The organism is Rhodococcus sp. NPDC003322 (assembly GCF_053589555.1).
Genome location: NZ_JBSFSC010000001.1, coordinates 1,294,238 through 1,318,856, shown reverse-complemented (window position 1 = coordinate 1,318,856; position 24,619 = coordinate 1,294,238). Strand labels below are relative to the sequence as shown.

The following is a 24,619-nucleotide window of genomic DNA, read 5'->3' as shown; positions in this document are numbered from 1 at the left end:
TCGGCTCTGCGGTGGCGGCGATGTCCGACGGACGATCACAACGTGTCGTTGTCGATGACGTTCTGCACGAGTGCACCGTAGGTCTCGATCAGACTGCGGCTGTCGATCACATCGGGCGTCACGATTTCGAAGGTGCGCAATCCGCTTGCGAGGCCGAGCATGAGGGTGACGATGAGTCGGGCGCGCACCTGTCCCGCCGAGTCGTCACCGATCGCGGCGGCGATCCTCGGGACGAATCCGGCCATCATCTTCGCGCGCGCGACCTCGCGATCCGGAGCTTCCTGGAGGATGAACGGCGCCATCGCCCAGTACTCGAAATCCCCCGAGTCCCGCCGTTCGACGAGAGCTCGCACCATGCGGCATCCCAGCGGCTCGGACGGGTGGTCGAGTTCCTCGACCCTCGGCGCCTCCGGTGCGGCCGCCTGGAACAGTTCCGCCTTGCTGCCGGTCAACTTCATGACCAGGGCCGGCGAGACGTCGGCGGCGTCGGCGACATCACGGATGGTTGTCAGGGTGAATCCGCGTTCGGCGAACAACCTCCGCGCGGCGTCGATGATGACGTCGCGGGTGGTCCTCTCGCTCATGCGGCAGTCCTCGTCGTGTCGGGGCGGTCAGATCTTCGTCGGGCTGGTGGCCTCGGCCGAAGGTTCGTCGGCGGCCCACGGTTCGACCCGGGGGACGGACGGCTTCGGAAGGAACACGGCAGCCAGCGTAGCCAACAGGGTCGCGGTGCCCGCGATCGCGAACATGGCGGTGAAGGCGCTGTGCCCGGGGAAGGTCCGCCCGGCCACCTCGACGGTGATGCCGGTCAGCAGTGCGGCGACGACCGCACTCATGCTCGACGACCCGATCGTCCGCAGGAGGCTGTTGAGACCGTTCGCGGCTGCGGTTTCGTTCAGCGGGACGGATCCCATGATCAGCGCGGGCATCGTGGCGTACGCCATCGCGTTGCCGATGCTCACGAGCACGCTGCCGACGATGATCAGCGTGACGGTGCTGTCGAAGGCCATGCGGAAGGCGTAGGCCGCGGTCATCACGAGGCAGGCGAGGACGAGCGTGCTGCGGCCACCGAACCGCGCGGTCATCCTCGCCGAGAGCGGAGAGAACAGGAGCATGGCGATACCGCCCGGCACCATGCACAGGCCCGCGGTGGCCGCGCTGAGTCCGAACCCGAAGCCGGTGATCTCCGGCAGCTGCAGCTGCTGTGTGGTGGACAGGGTGTTCGCGTACGACGAGAACCCGACGAACAGGCCTGCGACGTTGGTGAGCAGCACGGGCCGGTGCGCGGAGATCCGCAGGTTCACCATCGGGGCGGTCACGCGGAGCTCGTAGGGGACCCAGAGGGCGACGATGAGGGCTGCGGCGGCCAGGCTCGCGAGGGTCTGCGGGCTCGACCATCCCCACGCCGGGCACTTCGAGATCCCGAGCAGCAACGCCGTCATGGCGAGGGACAGCAGGATCGCGCCGATCACGTCGAACCGGGCCCGGGTGCCCGACACGGAGGCCGGGACGAGCACGAGGATGCCCAGCAGGAGCGCACATCCGACGACGCCCGAGACCCAGAAGACCGACGTCCAGCCGAAGTGGTCGTACAGGACGCCGGCGGCGGGGAGTCCCAGTGCGCCGCCGATTCCCATTGTCGCGCTGATCATCGCCGCGGCACCGGCCACCTTCTCCCGCGGCAGCACGTCGCGCAGCACGGCCATCGCCACCGGGATGAGCGACGACGAAAAGCCTTGCAGAGCGCGCCCGATCAGCACCGCCAGGTAGGTTCCGCCGATCGCGGCGATCAGTGATCCCGCCACCATCATCGTCAGCGACAACACCATCATCCGCCGCTTGCCGAACATGTCGGCCATGCGGGAGACGATGGGCGTGGCCACTGCTCCGGTCAGCAATGTGATGGTGACCAGCCACGTGGCGTCGCCGTTGGTGACGTCGAGGATCTCCGGGAAATCGGGGAGCAGTGGAACGACCAGTGTCGTCTGCAGCGCCACGACGAGACCGGCCAGGCTCAGCAGGAACGTGACCGCACCGGTCGATGTCGCGGCTTTCGGTGTGGTGGTCACGGCACTCTCCATCGCGTTCTCCAAACGTTCCCCTGTGGGGTGAACAGCGTTCACCAGCCGAGCCAGTGAACGCTGTTCACCCCTCGCGTGTCAAGCGCGTGCGCCGAGTCGGGCGTGCGCCCGTTGACGAAGACTCCGCTTCGATGGAGATTGTGATTGTCGAATTTGAAGAATGAAAGGACAGCAAATGGAGAAGGACGTTTCGGTCATCATCGGCGTGGGCGGCATGGGGTTGGCAATCGCCCGGCGTGTGGGCAGCGGCCGGGTGGTCCTGCTCGCGGATTTCGCCGAATCCGTGCTCGGTGCCGCCGCCGAACAGCTGCGTGGCGAGGGTCACGACGTCAGGACCCGGGTGGTCGACGTGTCCGACGCGGCGTCGGTGGCGTCGCTCGCTGACGCAGCGGACGAGCTGGGTCGAGTCGTCCACGTGGTGCACACGGCGGGACTGTCGCCCGAGCAGGCGTCGACGGAGGCCGTCCTGCGGGTGGATCTGCTCGGCGTCGCGCACACGCTCGACGAGTTCGCGCGCGTCGTCGCGCCGGGCGGTTCCGGTGTGGTGATCGCGAGCATGGCGGGTCACATGATGCCCGGCGGATTCCCCGCCGAGCAGGAGCGCGCGCTGGCCGCCACGCCGACCGCCGAGCTGCTGGACCTGCCGTTCCTGAGTCTCGAGGCCATCGGCCTCCCGACGGTGGCGTACGTGTGGGCCAAGCGGGCGAACATTCTGCGAGTGCAGGCGGCGGCGGGTGCCTGGGGTGGGCGCGGCGCGCGGGTCAACTCCATCAGCCCGGGGGTGATCTCCACGTCGATGGGGCGGCAGGAGCTCGACGGCGCGAGTGGCGAGTCGATGCGTGCGATGGTGGGCATGTCCGCCACGAAACGGGTCGGGACGCCGGACGACATCGCGGCCGCGGCCGCGTTCCTGTTGTCCCCGCAGGCCGGGTTCGTCACCGGCGCCGATCTGCTCGTCGACGGGGGAGCGGTCGCCGCCGTCCGGGCGATGGCGGGGTGAGCTGACACTCCCGGCGGCGGCGTGTGCGTGACGGTCGTGTTACAGCAGTGTTGATCCCATGGTTTGTCGTCTTTCATTGCGCTACTTGGGAATTGCCTTTACCCAGAGTTCACACGCCCCGGTTGCGACCGGTGAGCCTGCAGTCCACTCTCGGGTGACGACGATTCCTCGTATCAAACGGGCGTCGCACCACCGCCGATCGCGCGGTGGCCCCTTCGGACGAAAAGGTGGACCGCATGGATCAGGCTATGGCCGCGGCCGACACCGCCTGGATACTCGCCGCCGCCGGACTGGTGACGCTGATGGTGCCCGGACTGGCACTCTTCTACGGCGGCATGGTCAGCGTCCGCAGCACCCTCAACATGATGATGATGACCTTCGGCGCCTTCGCCGTGGTCGGGGTGCTGTGGGTGCTGTTCGGCTACTCGGCGGTGCTCGGCAACTCGCTCGGCGGTGCCGGGCTGCTCGGTGACCCGCTCGAATACATGGGACTCGGGCAACTGCTCGAGGCGCCCGCGGAACCGGGCCTGCCGCCCGCCCTGGTCGCGGCGTTCCAGTTGCTCTTCGCGGGCATCACCGTGGCCCTCATCTCCGGTGCGGTGGCGGACCGTCTCAAGTTCGGTGCCTGGATGGGCTTCACCGCGATATGGGTTGTGCTGGTCTACTTCCCGGTGGCGCACTGGGTGTTCGCGTTCGACAACGAGGACGGCACCGTCGTCGGCGGCTGGATCGCCAACACGCTCGGGGCGGTCGACTTCGCCGGTGGCACCGCCGTGCACATCAACGCCGGCATCGCCGCCCTGGCGCTGATCCTGGTGCTCGGCAAGCGGCACAACTTCACCAATCCTCCTCGACCGCACAGCCTTCCGCTGACCATGCTCGGCGCAGGCATCCTGCTGTTCGGCTGGCTCGGGTTCAACGGTGGCTCCGCGCTCGCCGCGAACAACAGTGCATCGGTCGTGGTGCTCAACACCCTCGCCGCCGCCTGCGCGGGCATCTGCGCATGGCTGCTCGTCGAGCGGATCCGGGAGGGGCGCTCCACCACCCTCGGTGCGGCGTCCGGCCTGATCGCGGCCCTCGTGGCGATCACCCCGGCGTGCGGGGCGGTCTCCCCGATCGGGGCGCTGGTCATCGGTGGCCTCGCCGGAGCCGTGTGCTGCGTGGCGATCTCGCTGAAGTACCGACTCGGCTACGACGACGCCCTCGACGTCGTCGGCATCCACCTCGTCGGTGGCATCCTCGGCACCCTGCTGATCGGCTTCCTCGCCACCGAGGCCGCGCCGAACGGCGTCGCGGGCCTGTTCTACGGCGGCGGATTCGGCCTGCTCGGTAAGCAGACGGTGGCCGTCGTCGCGGTCCTCGCGTACTCCTTCATCGTCACCTGGCTGATCGCCAAGGGTATGGACAAGGCCACCGGCCTGCGCGTCCATCACGACATCGAGCGCGACGGACTCGACGTCGCCGTCCACGGGGAGTCGGCCTACTCGATCGAGGCGCCGGAGTTCGGCGGCGCGGTCGTCACCACCGATGCCGACGACGTCTCCGCGGCAGCGGAGTCGATCACGGAACGAGCGGTGGCGGGCAAGGTCACCTAGACCCCTCGGCCTCAGGGGTAGGACCATCGGTGCTCCGACGGTTCGGGGCCGAGAGCACGAAGACCCCCGGTGTCGCGCACCCTCCTCCGCCGCGACACCGGGGGTCTTTCGTTGGCTGCCTTACATCTTGAGGAGGCGGACGATCAGGGCGCCGCCGCGGACCTGGTGAACTGCGGGGTGCTGCCGGTGAGAAAGGCGTCGAGACCGATGTGGAGATCGGGGTTGCGGACACTGGCCCAGCGGTGTTCGAGTTCGGGCTCGATTCCCTCGGCTGCCGCGGCGTCGATCATCTCCTTGGCCGCCCGCTGGGTGATCGAGGACCGAGTTGCGATCGTGGCTGCCAGCGCGGCCGCGCGCGAACGGAGAAATTCTCCGGGCACGACTTCCGAGATCAGTCCTACCCGCAGCGCGGTCGCGGAATCCACTCGGTCGCCGGTGATCACCAAGCGTTTGGCGGTGGCGGGCCCGAGCGTGCGGACCAATCTCGTGATCGTCCGGGGCGGGTAGATGACGCCGAGCCTTGCCGGTGTCACCGCGAACTCGGCGTCCTCCGCAGCGATGCGTATGTCGCACGCCAATGCGAGCTGTGCGCCGCCGCCGATGCAGTAGCCGGAGACGACCGCGACCGTCGGTTTGGGGAAGGCCGCCAGAGTCTCTTCCGCATCGGTGACCCGGTCTTCCATCCGAATTCCGGATCTCCTTGCCGACCTCAGCTCGTGAATGTCCATTCCGGCACAGAAATGGGGCCCGGAACCGGTCACGACGAGCACGGACACCGCGGGTTCATCGGCCAGACACGCCAGAGCGTTCGTCAACTCGGAGAGCATCTGCCCGGTCAGTGCGTTGCATCGGCGGGGATGGTCGATCGTGAGGACCGCAACGTCCTGATCGATGGCGATCCTGATCCGGCCGGGACACGCCGGCGTGGTCATCGACCCGCCTGGACGTCCTCGACGAGCAGCTTCTTCTGGACCTTGCCCATTGCGTTGCGCGGCAGGACGTCCACGACGCGAATCTCGCGTGGGCGTTTGTGGATCGACAGTGTCTGTGCGACGAAGTTCGACAGCTCGCGATGGTCGTGGCAGTCGCCGACGACGTACGCAACGATCCGCTGTCCGAGGTCGTCGTCCGGTACGCCGACGACCGCGGCCTCGCTGATGCCGGGATGATTCAGCAGTGCCTGCTCGACCTCCCCCGCACCGATCCGGTAGCCGCCCGACTTGATCATGTCGATCGACTCCCGCCCGACGATGCGGTGGAAGCCCTGCTCGTCGACGACGGCGATGTCCCCTGTCTTGAACCACCCGTCGTCGGTCATCGACTCTGCGGTCTTCTCGGGGTTGTCCAGGTATCCGTCGAAGAGGGTCGGACCCGTGATCTCCAACTGCCCGAGGGTTTCTCCGTCGTTCGGTACCGGGTTGCCCGCCTGATCTCGCAGCCGGCTCGCCACGCCCCCGATCGGGAGTCCCACCCAGCCGGGTCGCCTCTCGCCGTCGAACCGTGTGCTGAGCGTGATGATGGTCTCGCTCATTCCGTAGCGCTCGACCGGAGCGGATCCGGTGAGCGACAACATGCGCTCGAAGACGGGCACTGGCAGGGGAGCGCTGCCCGAGACGAGGAGTCGGGCAGAGCCGAGGGCACGGGCGGCAGACTCGTCGGCGCACACCCGGGACCACACGGTGGGAACGCCGAAGTACAACGAACCGCCAGCTGCCACATATCCTTCCGGTGTGGGTCGCACGGTGTGCACGAGCGGTGAGCCGTGTCGGAGCGCGCCAACGACGCCGAGGATGAGTCCGTGCACGTGGAACAGTGGAAGCCCGTGAACGAGGGTGTCGTGGGGCCCCCAGTCCCAGGCCTCGGCCAGTCCGTCAAGCCCCGCCGCCACTGCCGAGCGAGAGAGCACGACACCCTTCGGGGCCCCGGTGGTGCCCGAGGTGTACATGATCATCGCGGCGGTTCCGGGATCGGGCTCGAGGTGCGTCGATCCGGATCGAGCACGCGCGTCGACCGGGACGAGGGGGAGGGTGACGTCCGAGCGCTCGGCGCCGAGCCACAACTGCGCGTTCGAATCTTTCAGGATGTGGTTCCGTTCGGCCGGACCCGAGTCCGGTGGCACCGGTACCGCGGTCACACCCGTCATCAGGCACGCGGTCGTCGCAATCACTGTCTCGATGCTCGCCGTGGCGTCGATGGCAACTCTTGTGGCGCCGGTGATTTCGTCTGCCACGGCGGATGCCGCTGCGATCAGTTCGGACCTGGTGAGTGCGTCGTCTCCGACACGGACGGCGCAGCGATCCTCGGCGCCGTTGCCGGGATCGAGAGATGTCAGCAGCGGCCCGGGTATGAGGGTGGTCATCGGTGAAGGTCCCTTCTGAAGTCCTTACCGGACGGTCTCGGTCATATCGGTCCGCATGGTGGACCGATGTGCTACATTGCGGTCCGGCTAACGTATAGCCCGTGGTGCTCGCAGTCAACCGACGCGTGTGAAAGGTCTTGAATGAACAGTGTTCTCACCGCGATCCGGGTGTTCGAGGAGGTCGCGGCCGCGCAGCCCGTCGGGCTGTCGGAGCTGAGCAAGCGCCTCGACGTGCCCAAGAGCACGGTTCAGCGATGCCTCAAGACCCTGGCCGACGCAGGCTGGTTGCGTCCCGCGACGAACGACGCGGGACGGTGGGTGATCACCGGCCGCGCCTTCAGTGTGGGCAGTGCGATGTCGGCCGGCGACGACCTGCGCGACGTGGCGCTCCCCGAGCTGAGCCGGTTGCAGGTCGCGACCGGTGAGACCGTCCACTTGGCGGTTCCGGACGGAAGCGAGCTGGTGCTGATCGAGCGCCTCGACAGCGCGCACCAGCTTCGGGCGTTTCTTCCGTTGGGAACCCGGCTTCCTCTGCACGCGGCGTCCACGGGCAAGGCCTACCTCGCATCGCTTCCGGACGCCCAGGTCGAGGAGTTCCTGTCGACCGAACTCGCTCAGCTGACCGATCGCACGGTGACCGATCCGGCGGTGCTCCGCCGGGAGATCGCCGATATCCGAAGCCGCGGGTACGCGGTGACCGATCAGGGACTGCACGACGGGATCGCCGCCGTCGCGGTCGCCCTGCGCGGGCGAGGTGGAGCCGTGCGCGGCTGTTTCAGCGTCTCCGGTCCCGCCTCACGCCTGACCGCGGATCTCTATCAGGAGTGCGGCGAGAAGGCGCTGGCCGTGCGGGACGCGATCGAGCGCTTCCTGTCCTGAAGGCGAGTCGGGTCAGGACCGGGTCCGCTTGGATCGCGGGCGGCTCTGTCCGGCGGTGTTCGCCGGCTGAGCAGCGGCTTCAGCCTGCGGTCTCGTCGTCGGGCAACGGCTCGAACAGAACCGCGGTGTTGATGGTGGCGAGCTCGCGGCTGGCCGCCTCGTAGAGACCGGTGAGCACCTGCATCGACCGGACCGCGTGGTGCATCTTGGTCGTGATGTCGCTCAGTTCCTCGAGGTTGGACACCAGGGTCTGGCGGCGCAACTGCGCATAGCGGTCGGTGATCTCGCGGCCCTTCGCGGTCACCGTGAAGACGGACGCGGCGCCGGACTTGGTGCGCTCGAGAAGTCCCATGCTGACCAGCTTGCGCAAGTTGTACTGCAGATTCGGCAGGTCATCGCGATTGGTCAGCTGCGCGATGGTGGCGGTGTCCTTCGACCGCTCCTGCATTCGAACGACGTGTAGCGCAACCACCTCGTTGAAACCCAGGTCGAGGTCCGCTGCGACGCGGATCGCCTGGACCGCGAACCGTTGGAAACCGCTCTCCACCTGCAGGAGCGCGAACTCGAATGCGGTGAGCCCCTCCTCGTAGGCGTTCTCCGCGAGGTGCCAGCGCCGTCCTGGCGCCAGCGATTCGGGCTCTCCGGACGGCTGGGGGTCGGTGGGGCTCATGTCCTCTTTCGCTGTTCCTCGACGGACGACCTGGCGCGGGCGCGAACCGCAAGGAGCGATATGCGCTGGGTGCACGGTATCAGGAGGAGTCCATCGAAGTTCCATAAAAAATCTATTGACAGTCCATGGACAACTGATAGTGTGACTCGCAACACCCAAGGTGTTTCGACTTCTCCAGAACTTGCGGCCCACAGCCCGGGCCTTCGCGCAGCTGGTCCCATCCCCGCAGCTGAACAGCCCATTCACTCAGACCACAACGGAGGTCTCTTCGATGACCGGTTCTTCCTTCAGCGGCTCGTCCGCCGGCGTGACCCGGCAGTACGCGCCCTACGTCAAAGCCGACTGGGGCTACGCCAACCACTGGTACCCCGCACTGCTGTCCGGCGAACTCGAGGACGGCACCGTCAAGGGCATCACGATCGGCGGCCACGACATCGCCGTACGCCGTTCGGCGGGCAAGGCGTACGCCGTGTCGGACCGCTGCATCCACCGCGGCGTGAAGCTGTCCGCCAAGCCGATGTGCCTGTCGGAGGGCACGATCACCTGCTGGTACCACGGATTCACGTACGGCCTCGAGGATGGCAGCCTCACCACGATCGTCGGCAACCCCGACGACTCGCTGATCGGCAATGCCGGCATCCGCACGTACCCCGTCGAAGAGGTGAACGGGATCATCTACGTGTTCGTCGGGGACGAGGACTACGGCACTCCGCCGCCGCTCGGCAGCGACCTGCCAGCACCGGTCACCAACGACCCCAATGACAATCCTGTGCCGCATCTGCTGGACGAGGGCATCGTGATCCGCGGTATCCACCGCAAGCTGGTGGGCAACTGGCGCCTGGCCGCGGAGAACGGTCTCGATCCGGGGCACCTTCTCGTGCACTGGGACAACCAGATCCTGGTGGCGCTCGACCGGGCCCTGCCCCTCGGCGTCAACGCCCTCACCGACTCGGCCACCGAGGAGATCGACATCCCGGACGGTCCCAAGGGCGTGATGAACCGCTACGACCGCCCGGACCTCTACAAGCCGTGCCTCGACAACCCGAAGGTCAACATGAAGGCGCGCGGCACCGTGCCGCACTACTTCCGCACCTCGCTGTGGGTGCCCGGCGTCCTGATGGTGGAGCACTGGCCGATCACCGACCACGTGCAGTACGAGTTCTACGTCCCGATCGACGACCATCACCACGAGTACTGGGAGATCATCGCGACCCGCGCGACCACCGACGAGGAGATCGCCGAGTTCAACTTCAAGTACGACAACTTCATGCTGCCGCTCGCGCTCGAAGGCTTCAACAACAGCGACGTCTTCGCCCGCGAGGCGACCGAGGAGCACTACACCCGGTTCGACGGCTGGAACAACGAGATGCTCTGCGACATGGACTATTCCATCATTGCGTGGCGCAAGATGGCAGCGCGGCACCCGCGTGGCTACTTCGAGTCGCCCTTCCAGGACGAGGACTGACCATGTCCATCGCCCCGACCGACGCAGTTCCGGAGTGCGCAGTGACCACGAACAACGTCCACCTGAAGTTCACGGACGGCACGAAGACAGTTCCGGTGCCGGCAGGCACCACGATTCTCGAAGCAGCGAACGCGGTCGGTGTCCGGCTGGTGAGTCAGTGCACGATCGGTACCTGCGGAACCTGCGTCGGTCGGGTCGCCTGCGGTGAAGTGGTGATGCCCGAGGGTCGGGTCTACTCGTTGCGGCAGGACGAGTTGGACGCCGGACACCGACTGCTGTGTCAGTCGCACGCGTTCGCGGACTCCGAAGTGGAACTGGACTACCCGGCGTCGATGCTCGACGAGTACCCGGTGATCGTCACCACCGCCAAGGTGGGCGCCATTACGTGGCTCGGTGAGAGCGTTGTCGAGCTGCAGCTCAAACTCCCCAAGTCGGTGCGCTTTTCGTTCCGGGCCGGGCAGTACGTGCGGATGCGTGTTCCCGGCACCGACGAATGGCGCTCCTACTCGATGGCGTCCGGTGAGCGCGACCGGAAGAAGCTGACGTTCACGATTCGGGTGCTCCCGTCCGGCGCGATGTCGGACTACCTCCGCGGCGGTGCCGCCACCGGCGACCGGATCGAAATCGAGGGACCGATCGGAGGATTCGGGCTCGCGGACGATCCGGGACCGACCCTGATGATCGCCGGCGGCACCGGGCTCGCCCCGATGCTGTCGATGCTGGAGACACTGCAGACCGCGCGCGACGATCACCCGATCCGCCTCGTCTTCGGCTGCACGCGTGGGGCCGACCTGTTCCACCTCGACGAACTCGACGCCCGTCGCAGCTTCATGCGCAACCTGGCGGTCCGGGTGGTCGTCGACGAACCCGTCGAGATCCCCGACATCCTGGTCGGGAATCCGGTCAGCGTCCTGACCGCCGCCGACGTCGCGCACCCACAGACGGCCGCGTACCTGTGCGGGCCGCCGGCGATGCTGCAGGCCGCCGAACAGCGGCTGCTCGAACTCGGAATGCCGGCTGAGCGTATCCACGCCGAGCAGTTCCTTCCCAGCTAGATCGCGATCGAACTGCGCGGCGACGCGGTTCGACTTCCGAACAGAGGCAAGAGATGAGTATTTCGCGACTGGGCGCTCTGAGCGTCGACGTCACGGACCTGGAGGCTTGGCGCCGAGTGTTGGTCGACCTCCTGGGTCTGCATGCCCGATCCCGTGAGTCCGATCAGGATCCGCTGTTGATCCGCATCGACGACCACCATCATCGAATCGCGCTGTACCCCGCGACCGAGGATCGGATCCGGACGATCACGTGGGAGGTCGACAGCCTCGACGAACTCCGCGCGATCGCGGACCGTGTCGGCGCCGAGGGCCTTGCCGTGGAGTGGCTCGACACGGGTGCGCCGGAGGAACGGATGGCGGTGGCGGCCTTCCGATTCGTCGACGCCGACGGGTTCCCGAACGAGGTCTGCTTCGGTCCGACGATCGATCACCTCCCGTTGGCGCAGGGCGGCGTGATCGGTGGTTTCGTCACCGGTGAGCTCGGCCTGGGGCACGTGGTCCTGATGTGCAAGGACTACCCGAAGGCGGTTGACTTCTACACCCGCGTCCTCGGCTTCCGGTTGACCGACTACATCGTGTGGGACGGTGCGGATGCCACCTTCCTGCACTGCAATCCGCGGCACCACAGCCTGGCGCTGATGAACGAGTGCTTCAGCTTCACGGGCGGGGACTTCAACCACCTGATGCTCGAGGTGACATCGATCGACGATGTCGGGCGCGCATACGACATAATCAACGAGGCCGCCATCGCGCTGCAGATGACCTTCGGCCGGCACACCAACGACGGTGTGACGTCCTTCTACCTGCGTACCCCCTCCGGATTCGCCATCGAGATCGGCTACGGCGGCGAGCTCGTCGGCTCCGACGACTGGGAGGTCAAGACCTTCCGCTCGCCGTCCCGCTGGGGCCACGAGCCGCAGAAGGCGGAGTGAACGGGATGTCAGTCGTCTCCTCTCCCTTCGCGGACATCCTGGCCGACGAGAATCTCAGCTCCGCCGCGGTGGAACACTGCCTCGAGCGGATCGGTGCCCGCGACCACGCGATCAAGGCGTGGGCCCACCTGGATCCCGATCTGGCGCTGGAGCAGGCCCGATCCCGCGACGCCGAGCCGCGGCGCTCGGCACTGCACGGGATCCCGTTCGGCCTCAAGGACATCATCGAGACCGGGGACCAGCCAACCGGCTACGGCTCCGAGCTGTGGGCGGGATGGCGCCCGGAACGGGACGCCGAAGTGGTGCGACGCCTGCGCCGGGACGGGGCCGTCGTCCTGGGGAAGACGACCACCACCGAGTTCGCCACCTACCGTCCGACGCAGACCCGGAACCCGCACGCGCTGGGTCACACTCCCGGCGGCTCGTCGAGCGGTTCGGCCGCCGCGGTGGCGGACGGCCAGGTGCCGCTGGCTCTCGGCACGCAGACCGCCGGTTCGGTGCTGCGCCCCGGCTCGTTCTGTGGCGTGTTCACCCTGAAACCGACGTACGGCCGGTGGCCGTTCGACGGCGTGCTGCCCGTGGCGCTCACCTTCGACACCGTCGGCGGATTCGCCCGCCATCCCGCATGGCTGGGAGCGCTGGACGAGTCGCTGGCGTCGGACGGAGCGCACACCCCGCACTCGGTGATCCTGCCGGCGCTGCGCGACATGCGGGTCGGTGTGCTGCGCCCGCCGTGGGCGGACCGTGCGACCCCCGCCGCTGCGAGCATGCTCGAGGAGTTCCGTTCGGGCATGGGCGAAGTGGTGTCGAACGTCCGTGACATCGAGGTACCGGCGGAGCTGGCGGACCTCGACGAGGCACACACGCTCATCATGGCGGCCGAGGCGTCCGCGGCGCTCGCCGATCGGATCCACCGTTCGCGTCCGGAACGGATCAGCGACCAGTTGCACGCCTTCCTCCTCGCCGGACGAACCGCGCCGGCGAGCGAGATCCAGCGGGCGCGTCGGGTGCTGCGCTCCGCGCGAGCGTTCGTGGACCGGGCCCTCGCGGAAGTAGACCTGCTGCTGACGCTCGCCGCGCCAGGGGAGGCGCCGGCGGGTCTGACGAGCACCGGCGATCCCGTGTTCAACAAGCTGGCCAGCGTGAGCGGCTGTCCCGCAGTCGGACTGCCCACCGGGCGCGGCGCATACGGGCTGCCGCTCGGGATCCAGCTCATCGGACCGGCACACGCCGACCAGGCGCTGATTCGGGTGGCCACCAGCCTCACCGACAGCGTCGGACTGGCGGAGCGCCCGGAAGTACCGGAGGAGATCGAACGTGACTGAGCCGGAGACGACCGTACGACTGCCACTCGACGACACGCGTCGGGAGATGTACGAGCAGGTCTGCTCGAAGCTGGATCAGGACCGGTTCCGTGACCTGCTGGTCGACCTGATCGACATCCACAGCCCGACGGGCCGGGAGCGGGCCGCGTCCGAGTTCATGGCGACCCACCTCCGGGACCGGGTCGGGATCGACGCGCGATACCAGGCGGTGTCGGAGCACACGGGCAACGCCGTCGGTGAACTGGCCGGAACGGGCGGAGGGAGCCGCCTGCTGCTGTACGCGCCCATCGACACCCACATCGACCCCGAGGCGGACGTGCCATGGGTGGGGAAGTCGTTGCGCCCCGACATGGTTCCCCAGGCGAAGGTCGACGGCGATCTCGTGATCGGACTGGGCGCCTCCAACCCGAAGTGCATGGTTGCCGGACTCACCGAGGTGATGAACGCGGTCGTCGACGCGGACATACCTTTGGTCGGCGACCTCGCGATCGGATTCGCAGGCGGCGGCATGCCGGTGACGATGAGCAACCGCGACCACGTGGGGATGAGCAGTGGCGTGTTCCACATGCTCACGCACGGCATGATGCCGGACCACGCGATCGTGCTGAAGCCGTGGTGGGCGGTGTACCCCGAGGAACCGGGAATGTGCTGGTTCAAGGTTTCGGTGCGCGGCACCTTCGGCTACGCGGGTATCACGCGCGGCACGGACGGCTTCCGCTCGTCGATCGTCCCGGCCGCGACCGTGATTCAGGAGATCGAGCAGTGGCTTCCGGAGTACACCGCACGGAACACCTCGGGATCCACCCTGCCCGAGGGCTGGATCTCGGCGGTGCGCTCCGGCAGTCCGGACAAGCCGGCGTTTCCATCGGCCACCACGGAGATCTACCTCGACGTCCGGGTCAACCCGCGGGTCACGCCCGCCGATGTCCGTCACCAGTTCGCGGAGATGATCGCCGGTGTGCGGTGTCGTCACCCGGACATCGAACTGGACTGGGAGATGTACGGGTCCCTCCCCGGAGGCATGACCGACACCGCGAACTGGATCATCCAGTCCTGCCGCCGTGGGTGGGAGGAGGTCGAGGGGCGGCCTTACGAGACGACTCCGCTGCTGGGTGGGCAGACGGACGGCACGCTCATCCGTCGTCTCGGAATTCCTTGTGCTCGAATCGGTTACCCGTGGCCGCCCGCTACCGCCCCCGACGAACTGAACGAGGGGCTGGGCGGCATGGGTGTTGCATCGGTGTCCGACGTGATGACAGCGACCCGAGCGGTCGCGTATGCCGTCGTCGACACCCTCACTCGTACCAGAGAGGAACTCGAACTGTGAAGCGTGTACTCAACATCGTCCCCGTACCGGTCCCTCCGGAGGCATTGGATGCGTTCGCCTCCCAGCTCTCCGGCGACTTCGTGCACCCGGCGTTCGAGAACGTATTCGTGTCGGCGCGGGCGGGCGGCGGTGCGCTCGACAGCGCGTACGAGACGACCCTCGCGGACGCCTTCGTGCTCGACGCCGGATGCAGAGCGGAGGAGCAGGGATACGCCGGCGTGTGTGTCAACTCGATGAGCGATTCCGCGCTCGCGGCCCTGCGGTCCAGGTTGACGATCCCGGTCGTCGCGCCGAGCCAGGCCACGATGCTGCTCGCGTGCCTGCTCGGCAAGCGATTCTCGGTCGTGACGATGTGGCCGCAGTGGCACGAGCTGTACCACAAGGCCGCCCGCGAGAACGGGCTGACCGGTCGCATGGCATCGGTGCGCGACATCGGTGTGCGCCCCGACGCCGCCGAATTGCTCGCCGGCAAGGAGGAATTCGTCTTCGCCGCGCTCGAACGCGAGGCGCGGGCCGCGGTGGAGGAAGACGGCGCCGACGTGATCGTCCTCGGCTCGACGACGATGCACCAGAGTCACGCTCATCTGTCGTCCGTACTGGACGTTCCGGTCCTCAATCCCGGTGTCGTGGCCTACAAGATGTGCGAGATGCTCGTACAGACCGACCTCGCGCACAGCAAGCGCGCCTACCCCTCGCCCGAACGACCGCAGGACGACCTCCTGTCGGCCGTGGCGTCCGTCTTCCAGAACTAGGAGTCGAGATGACAACCGTGATCAATCCCGAGGTCGGGAAGAGCCTGCGGACCGGATCGTTCGACACCAACTACCACGACGTCGGCACTGGTGATCCCGTGCTGTTGCTGCACGGGTCCGGCGCGGGCGTGTCGGCCTGGGCCAACTGGCGTGGTCTGATTCCCGTTCTCGCAGAGAACTTCCGGGTGATCGCACCGGACCTGGTCGGGTTCGGATACACCTCGCTGCCCGAACCGGCGCGGTTCGAGATCTTCGATACCTGGATCGACCAGGTCCTGGCGCTGCTCGACGGGCTGGACATCCCGAAGGTGCACGTGGTGGGCAACTCGTTCGGTGGCGGTCTGGCACTGCACCTCGCGACGCGGTTCCCGGACCGGCTCGGTCGGATCGTCCTGATGGGGGCCGGCGGCGTGAAGTTCGACTTCACCCCGGAACTCGATGCGCTGTGGGGCTATGAGCCGTCGATCGAGAACATGAAGAAGATCATGGACATCATGGCGTACGACCGGTCTCTGGTGACCGACGAACTCGCCGAGCTGCGGTACCGCGCCACGATCCGGCCGGGCGCTCAGGAGGCGTTCGAGATGGTCTTCCCGGAGCCGCGGCAGCGCCACCTCGACGCCCAGATCGTGCCGGACGATGAGCTGGCGGGGATCGAGCACGAGGTACTCATCCTGCACGGCCGTGAAGACCGGGTCGTGCCGCTGGCGGCGTCCCAGCACATGTTCGACACCATCCCCAACTCGCAGCTGCACGTGTTCGGCAAGTGCGGACACTGGACGCAGATCGAACATGCGGCGCGCTTCCAGCAGCTCGTGAGCCAGTTCCTCGGAGAGGCGCTCGTGTCGGGGGAGGGGCGGTGAGCCCCAGCGGGTCACCCGGCGGATCCGCAGGGGATCCGATGCGGGTCGCGGTCATCGGGGCCGGCGTCGCTGGCCTGTCCTCGGCGAAGGTGCTCGGGCAGTTCGGCTTCGAGGTCACGGTGTACGACCGCACGCCGGACGTCGGCGGGGTATGGAGCGTCACCCGGCGCTACCCCGGTGTGACGACGCAGAACAACAAGGGCACCTACGCATTCTCGGACTACCCGATGCCGCGCGGGTATCCCGAGTGGCCCAGCGGCGAGCAGGTGCAGCAATACCTGGCCGGGTACGCCGAGCACTTCGGGTTGGTGCCGCACCTGCGCCTGGGCACCGAGGTGACCGCGGCTGTCCAGGACGAGGACACCGGGTTCTGGTCGGTGACATCCCGCGAGGTCGAGTCCGGCCGGGTCGATGAGCAGCGGTACGACCGTCTCGTGATCGCGAACGGGATCTTCTGCGACCCGTTCGTGCCCCCGTATCCCGGTGTCGACGACTACGAGCAGGCGGGCGGGCGGTTGTGTGCGGCGTCCGACTTCCATCGGCTCGAGGACGCCGCGGGCAAGGACGTACTGGTCGTGGGCTACGGAAAGTCCGCATGCGACGTCGCCGAGGCACTCAGCGAGGTCTCCGCCTCCATGACGGTCGTCGCCCGCGAAGTCACGTGGAAGATGCCGCGCAAGCTCGGGAACGTACTGAACTACAAGTACGTTCTGCTCACCCGACTGAGTGAGGGGCTCTTCGAGCACATCGACCAGCGTGGGTTCGGGCGGTTCCTCATCGGCCCCGGCCGCTTCCTGCGCAACGGTCTGCTCGGCGCCGTTCAGTCCGTCGCGCAGAAGCAGTTGCTCCTCGACCGGGTCGGGCTGGTGCCGGAGGGATCGTTCGAGCGGATCGTCCGACACGCGGTGAGCCTGGCGACCGAACAGTTCTACGAGAAGGTGGCGGACGGCACGATCGGTGTCCGACGAGGGACCGTCATCACTGCGCTGCACGAGAAGGACGGCAAGCCCGTGGCCGAGCTCGGCGACGGCACCGTGATTCCGGCGGATGTCATCGTGTGCGCCACCGGATTCCAGCAGCGCGTACCGTTCCTGACCGAGGCGATGCAGGACAGGCTGACCGACGACGAGGGCAACTTCCAGCTGTACCGGCAGATTCTGCCGCTCGACGTCCCGAACCTGTACTTCGTCGGCTACGGGTCGTCGCTGTTCAGCCCGCTCAGCGCCGAGGCCGCCGCGCTGTGGGCGACCGACCACATGCTCGGTGGCACGCAGTTGCCGCCGCTCGAGGATCGGCGCGCCTTCGTGCGGACCCGGCTGGACTGGATGATCGAACGCAGCGAGGGCAAGCCCGCCCGCGGCACGAACATCATCCCGTTCTCGTTGCGACAGGTCGACGAGGTGCTCGACGAGATCGACGCGAACGTGGGGACGCTGACACGGACCGCGCAGTGGTTCCTGCCCGCCCGGCCGGCGTCGTACCGTCGAACCACCCGCGTGTTGATGCGCCGTCACGGCGTGACGGCGCCATCAACTCGACTGTAAAGCTCGGGGAGGCCCCGGTGTCGCGCACCTCCGCCGCGACACCGGGGCCTTTCGTTGTCTGCCTTACTTCTTGGGTACGCGGACGATCAGGGCGTCGCCCTGGCCGCCGCCGCCGCACAGCGCGGCCGCGCCGACGCCGCCGCCGCGGCGGGCCAGTTCGAGCGCCAGATGCAGCGCGATACGCGCGCCGGACATGCCGAGGGGGTGCCCGAGCGCGATCGCGCCGCCGTTGACGTTGACCTTGTCGGCATCGATGCCCAGTTCGCGGGCCGAGACGATACCGACAGCGGCGAACGCCTCGTTGATCTCGACCAGGTCGAGGTCCTTCGGGTCGATGCCCTCCCGCTCGCACGCCTTGGCGATCGCGTTGGCGGGCTGCGACTGCAGCGTCGAGTCGGGTCCGGCGACGACGCCGGCGGATCCGATCTCCGCGATCCACTCCAGGCCCAGTTCCTGGGCCTTGGCCTTGGACATCACGACGACCGCCGCGGCACCGTCGGAGATCTGCGAGGCGGAGCCGGCGGTGACGGTGCCGTCCTTGGAGAAGGAGGGGCGCAGTCCGGCGAGGGACTCGGCGGTGGTGTCGGGGCGGATGCCCTCGTCCTCGGTGACGACGATCGGGTCGCCCTTGCGCTGCGGGATGGTCACCGGCACGACCTCGGTGTCGAACACCCCGTCCTTCCAGGCGCGGGCCGCGCGCTGGTGCGAGGCGGCGGCGAAGGCGTCCTGCTCCTCGCGGGAGACGAACTTCTCCCCGGCGTTGGCGGATTCGGTGAGGTTGCCCATCGGCTGGTCGGTGAAGATGTCGTGCAGGCCGTCGTAGGCCATGTGGTCGCGCAGGGTGACGTCGCCGTACTTGAAGCCCTGCCGGGACTTCTCGAGCATGTGCGGTGCGCGGGACATCGACTCCTGGCCGCCGGCGACGACGATGTCGAACTCGCCGGCGCGGATCAGCTGGTCGGCCATCGCGATGGCGCCCAAGCCGGACAGGCACACCTTGTTGATCGTCAGCGCGGGCACGCTCATCGGGATGCCGGCGGCGACGGCGGCCTGGCGGGCGGGGATCTGCCCAGCACCGGCGGTGAGGACCTGGCCCATGATCACGTACTCGACCTGCTCGGGGGCGACCCCGGCCTTGTCGAGCGCGCCCTTGATCGCGATCCCACCGAGGTCCGATCCCGAGAAGTCCTTCAAGGAACCGAGCAATCGACCTACCGGGGTCCGGGATCCGGCGACGATGACCGAAACGTTGTCCGTCACGGATGTTTCCTTTCGAAAGTGCAGGTTGCTCAGACGAGTTCGGGCAGGCGGATGTCCAGCGGGGCGTCGGTCGCGGCGGTGACATCGTCGACCGTCACGCCGGGCGCCAACTCGACCAGCGCGAGGGTGCCGTCGCCGACCACGTCGATCACCGCGAGGTTGGTGATGATCCGGTTGACGACGCCCTGCCCGGTCAGCGGCAGGCTGCAGGACTCGACGATCTTCGCGCCGCCGTCACGGTCGGTGTGCTCCATGACCACGATGACGCGTCGTGCGCCGTGCACGAGGTCCATCGCGCCACCCATGCCCTTGACCATCTTGCCGGGCACCATCCAGTTGGCGAGGTCGCCGGTGGCCGACACCTGCATGCCGCCGAGGACCGCGGTGTCGATGTGGCCGCCGCGAATCATGCCGAACGACAACGCCGAATCGAAGAACGCGGCACCGGGATTGACGGTGACGGTCTCCTTGCCCGCGTTGATCAGGTCCGGGTCGACCGCGTCGTCGGTCGGGTACGGGCCGGTGCCGAGGATGCCGTTCTCCGAGTGCAGGGTCACCCGCACGTCGTCGGTCAGGTAGCCGGGGATCAGCGTCGGCAGGCCGATGCCGAGGTTGACGTACTCGCCGTCGATCATCTCCGCGGCCGCACGCGCGGCCATCTCGTCGCGGGTCCATCCGGTCATCGCGAGGCTCCTTCGGTCGCAGTCACGGTGCGCTTCTCGATGCGCTTGTTCTGGGGGCCGGTGTGCACGATCCGTTGGACGAACACGCCCGGCAGGTGCACCTGGGCCGGATCGAGCTCGCCGGCGGGGACGAGTTCCTCGACCTGCGCGATGGTGACCTTGCCCGCCATCGCAGCGAGGGGGTTGAAGTTCAGTGCGGTCTTGTCGAAGACCAGGTTGCCCGCGGTGTCGCCGCGGACGGCGTGCACGAGGGCGAAGTCGGCGGAGATGCCGTGTTCCATCACGTACCGCTTGCCGCCGAACTCGCGGGTCTCCTTGGGCGGGGACGCGACCGCGACGGAGCCGTCGGCGTCGTAGCGCCACGGCAGGCCGCCGTCGGCGACGGGGGTGCCGACACCGGCGGGGGTGAAGAACGCGGGAATGCCGGCACCGCCCGCACGGAGGCGCTCGGCGAGGGTGCCCTGTGGGGTCAGTTCGACCTCGAGTTCACCGGAGAGGTACTGGCGCGCGAATTCCTTGTTCTCGCCGACATACGAGGCGGTGACGCGGCTGATCTGCTTGGCGCCGAGGAGGATTCCGAGACCGTGGTCGTCGACGCCGCAGTTGTTGGAGAACACCTCGAGGTTGCCGACCCCGGACGCGCGGAGCGCATCGATCAGGGCGTCGGGAATCCCGCACAGCCCGAACCCTCCGACGGCGATCGTGGCGCCGTCGCCGATGTCGGCGACCGCTTCGGTCGTCGTGGCGAACACTGTCGTTCCCATCCCAGTCCTTCCACTCGGGTGGCATCCCGCGGTCCTGTCCTCGAATGGTGTTCATCCGGCGGACGTCGCGGGGACTTCCTCCTCGACACTTAAGTGCGCAGGTCGCAGGGGTTCAAGAGCAGATCGTGAATCGGTCCAGAGTGCTCGTTTGGTGGACTGCTCCGAAACATGCGTTCACTGAGTGAACGTATGATCGGGGGCATGGAGGACACACTCAAGCCTCAGGTGATCCGTCGGGTGGGTGCCCTGCTGCGAGCAATCTCGGCGGTGGAGCCGGGCGGCGCGTCCACCTCCGACCTCGCCCGTGCCACGGACCTGGCCCGGCCCACCGCGCACCGGCTGCTGACCTCGCTGGCCGAGGAGGGGCTGGTCGACCGGGATCACAAGACGGGCCGGTGGTCGCTCGGGCCGGAGCTGTATCTGCTTGGGGCGCAGGCCGCGGGCCGCTACGACATCACCGACGTCGCCCGCGACATCCTGCGCGACCTGGCCCGCGAGACCGGGGAGAGCGCGTTCCTCTCGGCCCGGCGGGGCGACGAGACGGTGTGCATCGCCCGGGAGGAGGGTAGTTTCCCGCTGCGCTCACACGTTCTGCACGTCGGTATCCGGCTGCCGCTCGGGGTCGCGTCCGCGGGGCTGGTCATCCTGTCGCACCTGCCGGACCGGGAGATCGACGAGTACCTCGGCCGCCACGAGCTGACCGCCGCGTGGGGCTCCGACCACAGCTCCGAGGGCATTCGGGAGCGGATCGACGCCACCCGGCTGACCGGGTACTGCGTCAATCCCGGGCTGCTCGTCGAGGGCAGTTGGGGCATGGGCGCGGCCGTGTTCGACACCGCCGAGCAGCCCGCGTGGGCGCTGAGTCTGACCGGTGTGGAATCTCGCTTCCCGCTCGAACGGCGGAAGGAGCTCGGGGAACTGCTGCTGCGCCAGGCGCACCGGCTGACGCTGCGGCTGCGGCGGGGGCGCTGACGCCGTCAGCCCTGGTGGTTGTCCGGGTAGGCGGTCACGGCGAGGAATCGAATCGGCAACTCGACCAACTCGTTCGGGCCGTGCAGGCCCTCGCCGTCGAGGAGTAGGGCGTCCCCGGGGCGCAGCCGATACTCGTTCTCGCCGTGGCCGTAGACCATCTCACCCTCGAGCATGTACAGCAGTTCGGTGCCGGGATGTTGGAACAGCGGGAACACCTCGCTGGCGTTGTTCAGCGTCACCAGCACCGGCTCGAGTCGCTTGTGCTGCCCGCGCAGCGCCCCGAGCATCTCGTAGTGGTGACCGACCCGGGTGCCGCGGCCGACGATCTCGGCGCCCTGCCCGGCCGACGTGAACACCGCGTCCCGCGTCGAGTCCGCGCCGCGGAACAGGGACGTCACCGGCACGTCCAGGCCGGCGGCGAGCCGGGCGAGGGTCGAGAGGCTGCACGAGGTCTGCGCGTTCTCGATCTTCGAGAGCATTGCCTTCGAGATCCCGATCTTCGCGGCCATGTCGCCGACGGACAGCCCGCTCGCCAGCCGGAGCTTGCGGACCTGTTCGGCGATGACGCGTTCGAGGTCGACGCCGGTCGGGGTGTCCGCGGGCACCTCGCGCTGCGCGGTGTCGTGGTGCACGGGGCGCTTCGGGCTGGCCATCCACCCAGCCTAGCGGGGTGTTTCCCGGCAGTGGACACGGCGCGCTGCAAGCCGCAGTCGGCACGGCGCGCTGCAAGCCTTTCGGTGACGCTGTGTGCGATGAGTTCCGGCCGCTCGCGCGGTCCAACCCTCCAGAGGGACACTCACGTGAGGAGGCGTGTCATGACCACTGCCCTGGATCGAGAGTTCGTCGCCACGCTGGTCAAGAGCCCGGCGAAGGGCGGCTGGACGTACCTGGTGTGGCCTGAGTCCGTCGCGTACTTCGGTACCCGCGGACTGGTGAAGGTCCGCGGCACCGTCGACGGGCACCCGTTCGAGAGTTCGTTCATGGCCCTCGGCGACGGCACCCACAAGTTGCCGGTCAAGGCGTCGGTGCGGGACGCGATCGGCAAGCAGGCCGGGGACGACGTGACCGTGCGACTGCTCGAACGCCTGGGCTGACGGCTCATGCGAATGCGCGGCGGCAGTGCGCGAGCAGTTCGCGGACCGCGGGCCGGTTGGCGTTCTGCCACACCAGCGCCAGCAGCGCGGGAGCGTCCAGGTCGTCAACAGCGCGGGCGACGAGATGGGGGTGGGCGGAGGCCATCGACTCGCTGAGGATCGCCACCCCGAGACCGCGCGCGGCGAGGTCCGCGATCGCGTCGGAGGCACCCGCCTGCAGGCCGATCCGCGGTGTCAGTCCCGCTGCGGTGCAGGCATTGTCGAAGACGGACCGCAGGCCGGTGCCCGGCGGCATGCACACGACGGTGTCGGTGCACACGTCGCGCAGGGTGACGGTCCGGCGTCGGGCCAGCCGATGATCGGCGGGTACTGCGACGACCAGCGGTTCGCTGACGACGGTGAGCGATTCGAGGTCGGTGGGGGCCGTGGCCGTGCCGACCAGCGCCAGGTCGACGGTGCCGTCACGAACCGCGCCCAGAAGCCGATCCGAGTTGTCCTCGGTCAGAGTCAGTTCCACTCCGGGATGGGCAAGGTGGAACCGGGCGAGCGCGTCGAACAGCGGTGTGATCGTGCAGCCGACGACCATCCCGACGGTGAGCTGCCCACGGATCAGGTCGGTGACCTCACCGACGGCCTGTCCCAGCGCCTCCGCCGACGCCAGTGCGGCCCGGGCGTGCTCGAGCGCGGCCTTGCCCGCGACGGTCAACGTCACGCTGCGGGTGGAGCGATCGAACAGTTCGGCGCCGAGTTCGCGCTCGAGCGCGCGGATCTGAGCGCTGACCCCGGACTGGCTGATGTGCACCCGCTGGGCGGCGCGAGTGAAGTTCCGCTCCTCGGCGACCGCGACGAAGTACTCCAGCTGCCTCAGATCCATAACTTCAGATTCTAGTTCTGATCAGATCCATCTGTTGGACTTCTGAACTGTGGACGGCGAGGCTGGAGGTGTCGAACCCGATGGCAGGAGGAACCCATGTACGAGAAGGCGATGCGACCCGAGGACATCACCCGGCTGTTCGTCGAGCGCTCCAATGCCGGGGACGCCGCCGGGGTCGCCGCCCTGTACGCGGAGGACGCGGTGATGGCGTACCCGCCTGGCCGCACCACCGTCGGACGGGCGGCGATCCAGGCACTCTGGCAGTCCGTGCTCGCCAACCGGCCGCACTTCGAGGCCGAGGAGCCGCTGCCGACGCTGGTCTGCGGTGATCTCGCGTTGACGTCGACGCCGCCGAGGGACGGCGCCGGTGCCCGAGCCCAGGTGGTCCGGCGTCAGCCCGACGGCAGTTGGTTGCGCGTCCTCGACCAGCCCGAATTCGTCGCGGTCAGCGGGTGAGAGCCTCGGCGATCGGCGTCTGCCCGCTGTTGAAGGGGATGGTGCGGCGGACGGTGGTCGGATCCGCGAGAGTCGCGGCGACGACCGCGGCGACGTCCTCGCGCGGAACCGATTTCGCGGCCGGTGTGGGGGACACCTCGACGAGCCCCGTTCCGGGATCGAGAGTCAGCGTTCCGGGACCGAGGACGGTCCAGTCCAGATCGGTCGCCCGCAGGTACTCGTCGGCGGCGGCCTTCGCCTCGGCGTAGGCGAAGAACGAATTGTCCTCCGGTACTCCGTGATCGGGTCGCGACCCGAGGTAGGACACCATCACGTACCGGCGGACCCCGGCCGCCGCTGCCGCGTCCATCGAGCGGATCGCGGCGTCCCGGTCCACGGCGTAGGTGCGCGCCGGGCTGCCGCCGCCCGCGCCGGCCGACCAGACGACGGCGTCGTGTCCCCGCAGAACCTCCGCGATCTGCTCGGTGCTCATGTTCTCGACATCCGCGACCACCGGCCGGGCGCCGGTCGCTTCGACATCGGCGGCGTGTTCGGGGTTGCGGATCAGGGCGGTCACCGTGTCGCCCCGTGCCGCCAGCATCCGTTCCAGATGCAGCGCGACCTTGCCGTGTCCACCGATGACGACGACGCGAGCCATGACCGTTCCTTCCGTAGGGAATCCGGGGCCGC

25 protein-coding genes are annotated in these 24,619 nt (G+C 68.1%); 14 read left to right on the top strand and 11 right to left on the bottom strand.

The window, feature by feature from the left end:
- Positions 1-35: 35 nt before the first annotated feature.
- Both ACWDUM_RS06265 and ACWDUM_RS06260 read right to left on the bottom strand, forming a co-directional pair.
- Positions 36-584: a TetR/AcrR family transcriptional regulator gene (locus ACWDUM_RS06265; RefSeq protein ID WP_450112425.1), complete on the bottom strand. Its 549-nt coding sequence runs from the start codon at positions 582-584 to the stop codon at positions 36-38.
- Between the two features lie 27 nt (positions 585-611).
- Positions 612-2,069 carry an MFS transporter gene (locus ACWDUM_RS06260; RefSeq protein ID WP_450133269.1) on the bottom strand — a complete coding sequence of 486 codons (1,458 nt, stop codon included), beginning with the start codon at positions 2,067-2,069 and terminating at the stop codon, positions 612-614.
- Positions 2,070-2,256: 187 nt separating this feature from the next.
- Here ACWDUM_RS06260 and ACWDUM_RS06255 point away from each other — a divergent pair, with 187 nt between their 5' ends.
- Together ACWDUM_RS06255 and ACWDUM_RS06250 are read left to right on the top strand one after the other, a co-directional pair.
- Positions 2,257-3,081: an SDR family oxidoreductase gene (locus tag ACWDUM_RS06255; RefSeq protein ID WP_450133268.1), complete on the top strand. Its 825-nt coding sequence runs from the start codon at positions 2,257-2,259 to the stop codon at positions 3,079-3,081.
- Positions 3,082-3,317: 236 nt separating this feature from the next.
- Complete coding sequence (locus ACWDUM_RS06250) at positions 3,318-4,676, top strand: ammonium transporter (RefSeq protein ID WP_450112422.1); 1,359 nt, start codon at positions 3,318-3,320, stop codon at positions 4,674-4,676.
- 143 nt (positions 4,677-4,819) lie between these two features.
- Here ACWDUM_RS06250 and ACWDUM_RS06245 read toward each other — a convergent pair whose 3' ends face one another.
- Both ACWDUM_RS06245 and ACWDUM_RS06240 read right to left on the bottom strand, forming a co-directional pair.
- Entirely contained in the window at positions 4,820-5,608 is a 789-nt protein-coding gene (locus ACWDUM_RS06245; protein WP_450133267.1) for an enoyl-CoA hydratase/isomerase family protein, read from the bottom strand.
- The gene (locus tag ACWDUM_RS06240; RefSeq protein ID WP_450133266.1) at positions 5,605-7,035 is read right to left on the bottom strand and encodes an acyl-CoA synthetase; all 1,431 of its coding nucleotides are present in this window, start codon (positions 7,033-7,035) and stop codon (positions 5,605-5,607) included. The genes ACWDUM_RS06245 and ACWDUM_RS06240 overlap by 4 nt, the downstream gene beginning before the upstream one ends.
- Before the next feature lie 141 nt (positions 7,036-7,176).
- On the opposite strand from ACWDUM_RS06240, the gene ACWDUM_RS06235 reads away from it, so the two are divergent.
- Positions 7,177-7,914: an IclR family transcriptional regulator gene (locus ACWDUM_RS06235; RefSeq protein ID WP_450133265.1), complete on the top strand. Its 738-nt coding sequence runs from the start codon at positions 7,177-7,179 to the stop codon at positions 7,912-7,914.
- Between the two features lie 79 nt (positions 7,915-7,993).
- Here ACWDUM_RS06235 and ACWDUM_RS06230 read toward each other — a convergent pair whose 3' ends face one another.
- A complete protein-coding gene (locus tag ACWDUM_RS06230; RefSeq protein ID WP_450112418.1) occupies positions 7,994-8,584 on the bottom strand; it encodes a helix-turn-helix domain-containing protein in 591 nt (196 codons plus the stop codon).
- Between the two features lie 271 nt (positions 8,585-8,855).
- On the opposite strand from ACWDUM_RS06230, the gene ACWDUM_RS06225 reads away from it, so the two are divergent.
- From ACWDUM_RS06225 to ACWDUM_RS06190, 8 genes are read left to right on the top strand one after another with little or no spacing between them, the layout of a single operon-like run.
- Positions 8,856-10,049: a Rieske 2Fe-2S domain-containing protein gene (locus ACWDUM_RS06225; protein WP_450133264.1), complete on the top strand. Its 1,194-nt coding sequence runs from the start codon at positions 8,856-8,858 to the stop codon at positions 10,047-10,049.
- Between the two features lie 2 nt (positions 10,050-10,051).
- Positions 10,052-11,104 carry an FAD-binding oxidoreductase gene (locus ACWDUM_RS06220; RefSeq protein ID WP_450112416.1) on the top strand — a complete coding sequence of 351 codons (1,053 nt, stop codon included), beginning with the start codon at positions 10,052-10,054 and terminating at the stop codon, positions 11,102-11,104.
- Between the two features lie 53 nt (positions 11,105-11,157).
- Positions 11,158-12,036 (top strand): VOC family protein, encoded by an 879-nt coding sequence (locus tag ACWDUM_RS06215; protein ID WP_450133263.1) that lies wholly within the window; start codon positions 11,158-11,160, stop codon positions 12,034-12,036.
- A gap of 5 nt (positions 12,037-12,041) precedes the next feature.
- Positions 12,042-13,361, top strand: a complete 1,320-nt coding sequence (locus ACWDUM_RS06210; protein WP_450133262.1) for an amidase — start codon at positions 12,042-12,044, stop codon at positions 13,359-13,361.
- Positions 13,354-14,688 carry a M20 family metallopeptidase gene (locus ACWDUM_RS06205; protein ID WP_450133261.1) on the top strand — a complete coding sequence of 445 codons (1,335 nt, stop codon included), beginning with the start codon at positions 13,354-13,356 and terminating at the stop codon, positions 14,686-14,688. Before ACWDUM_RS06210 ends, ACWDUM_RS06205 begins: the two co-directional genes overlap by 8 nt.
- Positions 14,685-15,440, top strand: coding sequence for an aspartate/glutamate racemase family protein (locus ACWDUM_RS06200; RefSeq protein ID WP_450133260.1), 756 nt, complete (start codon positions 14,685-14,687; stop codon positions 15,438-15,440). Before ACWDUM_RS06205 ends, ACWDUM_RS06200 begins: the two co-directional genes overlap by 4 nt.
- A gap of 8 nt (positions 15,441-15,448) precedes the next feature.
- Positions 15,449-16,303 carry an alpha/beta fold hydrolase gene (locus ACWDUM_RS06195; RefSeq protein WP_450112411.1) on the top strand — a complete coding sequence of 285 codons (855 nt, stop codon included), beginning with the start codon at positions 15,449-15,451 and terminating at the stop codon, positions 16,301-16,303.
- Positions 16,300-17,847 (top strand): flavin-containing monooxygenase, encoded by a 1,548-nt coding sequence (locus tag ACWDUM_RS06190; RefSeq protein WP_450133259.1) that lies wholly within the window; start codon positions 16,300-16,302, stop codon positions 17,845-17,847. The genes ACWDUM_RS06195 and ACWDUM_RS06190 overlap by 4 nt, the downstream gene beginning before the upstream one ends.
- A gap of 63 nt (positions 17,848-17,910) precedes the next feature.
- On the opposite strand, the gene ACWDUM_RS06185 is transcribed toward ACWDUM_RS06190, so the two are convergent.
- Genes ACWDUM_RS06185 through ACWDUM_RS06175 form a run of 3 tightly spaced genes read right to left on the bottom strand, consistent with a single transcriptional unit; the run spans position 17,911 to position 20,554 of the window.
- The gene (locus ACWDUM_RS06185) at positions 17,911-19,107 is read right to left on the bottom strand and encodes an acetyl-CoA C-acetyltransferase (protein ID WP_450133258.1); all 1,197 of its coding nucleotides are present in this window, start codon (positions 19,105-19,107) and stop codon (positions 17,911-17,913) included.
- A gap of 29 nt (positions 19,108-19,136) precedes the next feature.
- Positions 19,137-19,790, bottom strand: a complete 654-nt coding sequence (locus ACWDUM_RS06180; RefSeq protein ID WP_450112408.1) for a 3-oxoacid CoA-transferase subunit B — start codon at positions 19,788-19,790, stop codon at positions 19,137-19,139.
- Positions 19,787-20,554, bottom strand: coding sequence for a CoA transferase subunit A (locus ACWDUM_RS06175; RefSeq protein WP_450133257.1), 768 nt, complete (start codon positions 20,552-20,554; stop codon positions 19,787-19,789). Before ACWDUM_RS06175 ends, ACWDUM_RS06180 begins: the two co-directional genes overlap by 4 nt.
- Positions 20,555-20,755: 201 nt before the next feature.
- Between ACWDUM_RS06175 and ACWDUM_RS06170 the strand changes: the two genes are divergently transcribed.
- Positions 20,756-21,526, top strand: coding sequence for an IclR family transcriptional regulator (locus ACWDUM_RS06170; protein ID WP_450112406.1), 771 nt, complete (start codon positions 20,756-20,758; stop codon positions 21,524-21,526).
- 5 nt (positions 21,527-21,531) lie between these two features.
- Here the strand turns inward: ACWDUM_RS06170 and ACWDUM_RS06165 are convergent, their stop codons facing one another.
- Complete coding sequence (locus ACWDUM_RS06165; protein ID WP_450112405.1) at positions 21,532-22,179, bottom strand: helix-turn-helix domain-containing protein; 648 nt, start codon at positions 22,177-22,179, stop codon at positions 21,532-21,534.
- 162 nt (positions 22,180-22,341) lie between these two features.
- Between ACWDUM_RS06165 and ACWDUM_RS06160 the strand changes: the two genes are divergently transcribed.
- Entirely contained in the window at positions 22,342-22,620 is a 279-nt protein-coding gene (locus ACWDUM_RS06160) for a DUF1905 domain-containing protein (protein ID WP_450133256.1), read from the top strand.
- Positions 22,621-22,624: 4 nt separating this feature from the next.
- On the opposite strand, the gene ACWDUM_RS06155 is transcribed toward ACWDUM_RS06160, so the two are convergent.
- The gene (locus ACWDUM_RS06155) at positions 22,625-23,494 is read right to left on the bottom strand and encodes a LysR family transcriptional regulator (protein WP_450133255.1); all 870 of its coding nucleotides are present in this window, start codon (positions 23,492-23,494) and stop codon (positions 22,625-22,627) included.
- A gap of 96 nt (positions 23,495-23,590) precedes the next feature.
- Between ACWDUM_RS06155 and ACWDUM_RS06150 the strand changes: the two genes are divergently transcribed.
- Positions 23,591-23,950 carry a YybH family protein gene (locus tag ACWDUM_RS06150; RefSeq protein WP_450133254.1) on the top strand — a complete coding sequence of 120 codons (360 nt, stop codon included), beginning with the start codon at positions 23,591-23,593 and terminating at the stop codon, positions 23,948-23,950.
- Here ACWDUM_RS06150 and ACWDUM_RS06145 read toward each other — a convergent pair.
- Complete coding sequence (locus ACWDUM_RS06145) at positions 23,940-24,587, bottom strand: SDR family oxidoreductase (protein WP_450133253.1); 648 nt, start codon at positions 24,585-24,587, stop codon at positions 23,940-23,942. The genes ACWDUM_RS06150 and ACWDUM_RS06145 overlap by 11 nt on opposite strands.
- Positions 24,588-24,619 lie beyond the last annotated feature (32 nt).

What these genes read in the sequence shown, in the direction of transcription:
- ACWDUM_RS06175 (WP_450133257.1), bottom strand. Translation starts at nt 20,554, where the DNA reads ATGGGAACGACAGTGTTCGCCACGACGACCGAAGCGGTCGCCGACATC.
- ACWDUM_RS06215 (WP_450133263.1), top strand. Translation starts at nt 11,158, where the DNA reads ATGAGTATTTCGCGACTGGGCGCTCTGAGCGTCGACGTCACGGACCTG.
- ACWDUM_RS06170 (WP_450112406.1), top strand. Translation starts at nt 20,756, where the DNA reads ATGGAGGACACACTCAAGCCTCAGGTGATCCGTCGGGTGGGTGCCCTG.
- ACWDUM_RS06160 (WP_450133256.1), top strand. Translation starts at nt 22,342, where the DNA reads ATGACCACTGCCCTGGATCGAGAGTTCGTCGCCACGCTGGTCAAGAGC.
- ACWDUM_RS06195 (WP_450112411.1), top strand. Translation starts at nt 15,449, where the DNA reads ATGACAACCGTGATCAATCCCGAGGTCGGGAAGAGCCTGCGGACCGGA.
- ACWDUM_RS06245 (WP_450133267.1), bottom strand. Translation starts at nt 5,608, where the DNA reads ATGACCACGCCGGCGTGTCCCGGCCGGATCAGGATCGCCATCGATCAG.
- ACWDUM_RS06225 (WP_450133264.1), top strand. Translation starts at nt 8,856, where the DNA reads ATGACCGGTTCTTCCTTCAGCGGCTCGTCCGCCGGCGTGACCCGGCAG.
- ACWDUM_RS06210 (WP_450133262.1), top strand. Translation starts at nt 12,042, where the DNA reads ATGTCAGTCGTCTCCTCTCCCTTCGCGGACATCCTGGCCGACGAGAAT.
- ACWDUM_RS06255 (WP_450133268.1), top strand. Translation starts at nt 2,257, where the DNA reads ATGGAGAAGGACGTTTCGGTCATCATCGGCGTGGGCGGCATGGGGTTG.
- ACWDUM_RS06220 (WP_450112416.1), top strand. Translation starts at nt 10,052, where the DNA reads ATGTCCATCGCCCCGACCGACGCAGTTCCGGAGTGCGCAGTGACCACG.
- ACWDUM_RS06235 (WP_450133265.1), top strand. Translation starts at nt 7,177, where the DNA reads ATGAACAGTGTTCTCACCGCGATCCGGGTGTTCGAGGAGGTCGCGGCC.
- ACWDUM_RS06180 (WP_450112408.1), bottom strand. Translation starts at nt 19,790, where the DNA reads ATGACCGGATGGACCCGCGACGAGATGGCCGCGCGTGCGGCCGCGGAG.
- ACWDUM_RS06230 (WP_450112418.1), bottom strand. Translation starts at nt 8,584, where the DNA reads ATGAGCCCCACCGACCCCCAGCCGTCCGGAGAGCCCGAATCGCTGGCG.
- ACWDUM_RS06265 (WP_450112425.1), bottom strand. Translation starts at nt 584, where the DNA reads ATGAGCGAGAGGACCACCCGCGACGTCATCATCGACGCCGCGCGGAGG.
- ACWDUM_RS06145 (WP_450133253.1), bottom strand. Translation starts at nt 24,587, where the DNA reads ATGGCTCGCGTCGTCGTCATCGGTGGACACGGCAAGGTCGCGCTGCAT.
- ACWDUM_RS06165 (WP_450112405.1), bottom strand. Translation starts at nt 22,179, where the DNA reads ATGGCCAGCCCGAAGCGCCCCGTGCACCACGACACCGCGCAGCGCGAG.
- ACWDUM_RS06150 (WP_450133254.1), top strand. Translation starts at nt 23,591, where the DNA reads ATGTACGAGAAGGCGATGCGACCCGAGGACATCACCCGGCTGTTCGTC.
- ACWDUM_RS06240 (WP_450133266.1), bottom strand. Translation starts at nt 7,035, where the DNA reads ATGACCACCCTCATACCCGGGCCGCTGCTGACATCTCTCGATCCCGGC.
- ACWDUM_RS06155 (WP_450133255.1), bottom strand. Translation starts at nt 23,494, where the DNA reads ATGGATCTGAGGCAGCTGGAGTACTTCGTCGCGGTCGCCGAGGAGCGG.
- ACWDUM_RS06250 (WP_450112422.1), top strand. Translation starts at nt 3,318, where the DNA reads ATGGATCAGGCTATGGCCGCGGCCGACACCGCCTGGATACTCGCCGCC.